We start from the raw sequence: 4069 nt of genomic DNA, 5'->3' as shown, positions 1-4069 counted from the left end.
GCACAGGCACACGTCATCAGACGGACGGAAATGCCCTTTTAAGCCCTTCAATAAAAATGAAGGTGAATGACTGGACGAAGCCTAAAGAGGGCATGGGCCCTATAAAAATTTCGTACAGTGGGGTAAAAAACCGGCTGGGGCGTCTCGCGTAAAAAAAATTCCCTAAATGAAATTTCCGGAATGGGGTTCTTGCTGGATTTGACTTCCAAAAAAAAACGAGAAGGGAGGGGGTGTCATGGCGAGGCCACGTCAACCGATTGACCTATTGCTGTACAAAGGACAGAAGAATCTGACCAAGCAAGAAATTGAGGAACGGAAGGCCGCCGAAATAAAAGCGCCATCCGATAAAATACGGGCTCCATCGTATTTGCCAAAAGATTTGCGCCGGGATTTCAAAAAGATTTCGGACGAGCTGATAGCGATTGGGATCATGTCCAACTTGGACGTGGATGCACTTTGTCGCTACCTGATTTCCAGAAAGTTATACCTTCAAGTGACAAACGAACTGCTGAATCGCAGCCCTATTGTCCAGTATGAAAAAGCCGAAGACGATAGTGTTGACGGCGAGCTGATTCCGGGTACAACAACGGTGGAAATATTCAGCAGCGTGTATGCAGACCTTACGCTGAATCAGGACAAGTTTTTCAAGCAGTGCCGTCAAGCTGCGAGTGACTTGGGGCTCACCATTTCTTCCAGGTGTAAATTGGTTGTACCGAAGAAAGAAGAAAAGGAGCCATCCGAGTTTGACGAAAGGTTCGGGGATGTCTAGTGATCAAGCAATATTTGATCGACTATTCCCGAGATGTCATTGACGGGCATGTCGTAGCGTGTCAAAAGCACATATGGGCTTGTATGCGATTCCTAAAGGATATCGGGCGGGAGAACACGCCTGAATTTCCGTACGTTTTTGATGAAGACAAGGCCATGCGATTTTTTGAGTGGATGAACCTATTTCGTCATACGAAAGGGCCGCTTCAAGGGCAGAGAATCGTTCCGCATGATATTCAATACTTCATTTTCGGTAATATCTACGGATGGGTTCATGTTGACACAGGGTTTCGGCGGTTTCGATATGCCTATTGGCAAGTCGGCCGGAAAAACGCTAAATCCCAAAGCTTGGGTGTTGTGGCTTCGTATGAAACTGCAGCTATGGGCGAAGGGATGGCCGAGGTTTATTGTGCTGCTACGAAAAAAGACCAGGCTAAGATTGTTTGGAATGAAACCAAGGTCATGATTGAGCGGTGTCCAGAACTGCGAAGTAAGTTCAAAACCACTTATGGGGTCATTCGTCATCCAAAAAGCGAATCCATCATGAAGCCTCTCAGCAAAGAAGATGGCAAAAAGGGTGATGGTTACAACCCACAATGCGGTATCGTGGATGAATATCACGCCCATGAAACAACCGAAATGTATGATGTTATTGATTCGGGGATGATTTCACGGACTCAGCCACTCATGATGATCATCACAACGGCCGGAGAAAACTTGAACAGTCCTTGTTACCGAATCGAATACGAAATGGTTTCTCGTCTTTTGGATCCTAACGATGAGGGAACAGAGAACGATGACTATTTTGCGATGGTCAATGAGCTGGACAAAGACGAAGACGGGAATTTGATTGATGACATAGCCGATGAGAAGGTTTGGGAAAAAGCTAATCCTATTGCTGCATCCCATGAAGTCGGTAGGGCGAGTATTCGGAAAAGATTGAAAAACGCTCTGAACGCTCCTGAGAAAATGAATGACTTTCTGACCAAAAACATGGACATCTGGGTCAATGGCGGCGAGAAAAAGTATATGCGAATGGATGCATGGGCTGCTTGCGGAACAGATGAGCTTGTTAATGTGGAGGGTCTTGAAGCGTATGTGGGCGTAGATATGTCCATGAAAACGGACCTTTCGTCTGCTGTCTTTGAATTCAGATTACCTGATGGGCGATACCTTATTAGGCAGCGTTCTTTCATTCCTGGAGATACCTTGGAGCGGAAAAAGAAAACGGACAAGGTGCCGTATGACCTATGGATCCAAAAGGGATGGCTCGAAGTGATACCAGGACCGGTTGTGGATCAGACGTATATTGAAAACTGGATCGTCAAAGCCTCTGAGGAATGGGCCTGTGCGATTAAGGAAGTATGTTATGACCCATACCAAGCCACGCAGTTTGCTATTCAGATGTCAGAGCGTGGTTATGAGATTGTAGAGATCCGGCAAGGGATTCAAACATTGTCAGAGCCGATTAAAGGATTCAGAGAATTAGTCCTTCAAAAGAAGATTGTTCACGAGAAGGATCAGCTTCTAACTTGGGCGATGAGTAATGCAGTTTTAAAGGTTGACCAAAAAGAAAACGTTCTGCTGGATAAAGCAAAGTCCACGAACCGGATTGACCCTGTGGCGGCCACTATTGACGCACACGTTCGGGCGATATTCAGCGAGCCGGAATTAAATGTTTCCGAGTTTGCATCGGAAGATATGCTTAAACGACTTTGGGGTGGAGGAAATGAATAAAATCGTGAAGTTCCTGCGTGATTATGCGGAGGATTATTTGGTGTTCCTGGGTGTTTTGTTGGTCAATCTGGCGACATACCGACTCAGCGTTACAGCAGGCTTGTATTGCACAGGGGCATCCTGCATCGTTGCCGGGGTTCTACTTGCTGTTATGGCGAGGCAGCCGCCAAAGGGGGAGGTGAATAGATAAATGTTCTTGAGACGGGCTCTCGAAACCCGAAACGCACCGATTGAAGTCGGTTTGAATGACAGAAAGTTTCTTGAAATGCTGGGCATTGACCCCGGGGGAATCAATGTTAGCGGAAAAGGTGCGCTGAGGATAGAAACGGTATACACCTGTGTCAAGATTTTGTCAGAAGGCATATCCAAACTGCCGCTAAAGATTTATCAATCTGATGAAAATGACATTACCAAAGGCCTGAAACATTACCTTTATCCACTTCTAAAGCTTCAGCCCAATCCACTCATGACAGCAACGTCTTTTTTCAAAGCCATGGAGGCATCCAGGGCTTTCGGGAATGCGTATGCAAACATTGAATTTGATTACCGAACGGGGCGAGTTATAGGGTTGTGGCCCATCGACCGCGAGAAAGTAACGGTCATTATTGATGATGCGGGCATTTTGAACAGCAAAACGAAATTATGGTACCGGGTCAATGCTGGCGGAGAAATGCGCAAGATTCCCATGCATGAAATGATTCACGTTCTTGGGAGTGTGACATTGGATGGTTTGGTGGGAGTTCCGACCATGGATTATCTGCGTGGAACCGTCGAAAATGCAGCATCATCCAGTAAATTTATTAACAGTTTCTATCGTAACGGCTTGCAAACCAAGGGATTGATCCAATATACAGGCACACTGGACAATGCAGCCAAAAACGTGTTCCGTGAGGAATTCGAGTCCATGTCATCTGGATTAAAGAACAGTCACCGGGTTTCATTGCTGCCGTTTGGGTACCAGTTCACGCCAATCAGCATGAGCATGACGGATGCACAGTTTTTAGAGAACACGGAGCTGACAATCAGACAGTTAGCTGCGGCATTCGGAATTAAAATGCACCAACTGAACGACTTAGACCGTTCTACGCACAACAATAACGAACAACAGCAACAACAATTCTATACGGACACGATGCTGCCTATTCTAACGGCTTATGAGCAGGAGTTTACACGAAAGCTGTTTTTGGACCGTGAGATTGAGGATGGGTATTTTACACGCTTTAACATTGACGCAATTATGCGTGCAGATTTTAAAACGCGCATGGATGCTCTGGACAAAGCGGTAAAAGGCAGCATTATGACGCCTGATGAAGCACGGGCGAAAGAAAACTTGCCTCCGCAGCCGGGAGGAGACAGGTTGTACGCTAACGGTAACGTGATTCCGCTCGAAAATGCTGGAGTGCAGTACATGAAAGGAGGTGGAGGAACTGGAAAAGACAATGCCAAAGCTGACAAAGGAGACAAGAGCGCTTCCGGTGGCTCTGGAAATTAGAGCCGATGAAGAAAACGGGCAAAGAACTATTACCGGGGCGATCAAGTACGATACAGACTCGAATGAAATGCG

Annotated in this window: 4 protein-coding genes; all 4 read left to right on the top strand. The window is 46.4% G+C overall.

The features are described 5' to 3' along the window. Positions 1-235 precede the first annotated feature (235 nt). The 4 genes from HP552_RS02705 to HP552_RS02690 are packed head-to-tail and all read left to right on the top strand — an operon-like array spanning position 236 to position 3997. The gene (locus tag HP552_RS02705) at positions 236-769 is read left to right on the top strand and encodes a phage terminase small subunit P27 family (protein WP_175394130.1); all 534 of its coding nucleotides are present in this window, start codon (positions 236-238) and stop codon (positions 767-769) included. Continuing rightward, entirely contained in the window at positions 769-2505 is a 1737-nt protein-coding gene (locus HP552_RS02700) for a terminase large subunit (RefSeq protein WP_312884188.1), read from the top strand. The genes HP552_RS02705 and HP552_RS02700 overlap by 1 nt, the downstream gene beginning before the upstream one ends. After that, positions 2498-2695 carry a hypothetical protein gene (locus tag HP552_RS02695; RefSeq protein WP_175394129.1) on the top strand — a complete coding sequence of 66 codons (198 nt, stop codon included), beginning with the start codon at positions 2498-2500 and terminating at the stop codon, positions 2693-2695. The genes HP552_RS02700 and HP552_RS02695 overlap by 8 nt, the downstream gene beginning before the upstream one ends. Then, positions 2696-3997: a phage portal protein gene (locus HP552_RS02690; protein WP_175394128.1), complete on the top strand. Its 1302-nt coding sequence runs from the start codon at positions 2696-2698 to the stop codon at positions 3995-3997. The last annotated feature ends 72 nt before the right edge of the window (positions 3998-4069 follow it).

The sequence above is a fragment of the Paenibacillus xylanilyticus genome, from assembly GCF_013359935.1.
Classification (GTDB): Bacteria; Bacillota; Bacilli; order Paenibacillales; family Paenibacillaceae; genus Paenibacillus; species Paenibacillus xylanilyticus.
This window is presented reverse-complemented; position numbering and strand designations above follow the sequence as displayed.

Excerpts from the sequence above, each read along its gene's own strand:
- HP552_RS02695 (WP_175394129.1), top strand. The coding sequence starts at position 2,498 with ATGAATAAAATCGTGAAGTTCCTGCGTGATTATGCGGAGGATTATTTG.
- HP552_RS02690 (WP_175394128.1), top strand. The coding sequence starts at position 2,696 with ATGTTCTTGAGACGGGCTCTCGAAACCCGAAACGCACCGATTGAAGTC.
- HP552_RS02705 (WP_175394130.1), top strand. The coding sequence starts at position 236 with ATGGCGAGGCCACGTCAACCGATTGACCTATTGCTGTACAAAGGACAG.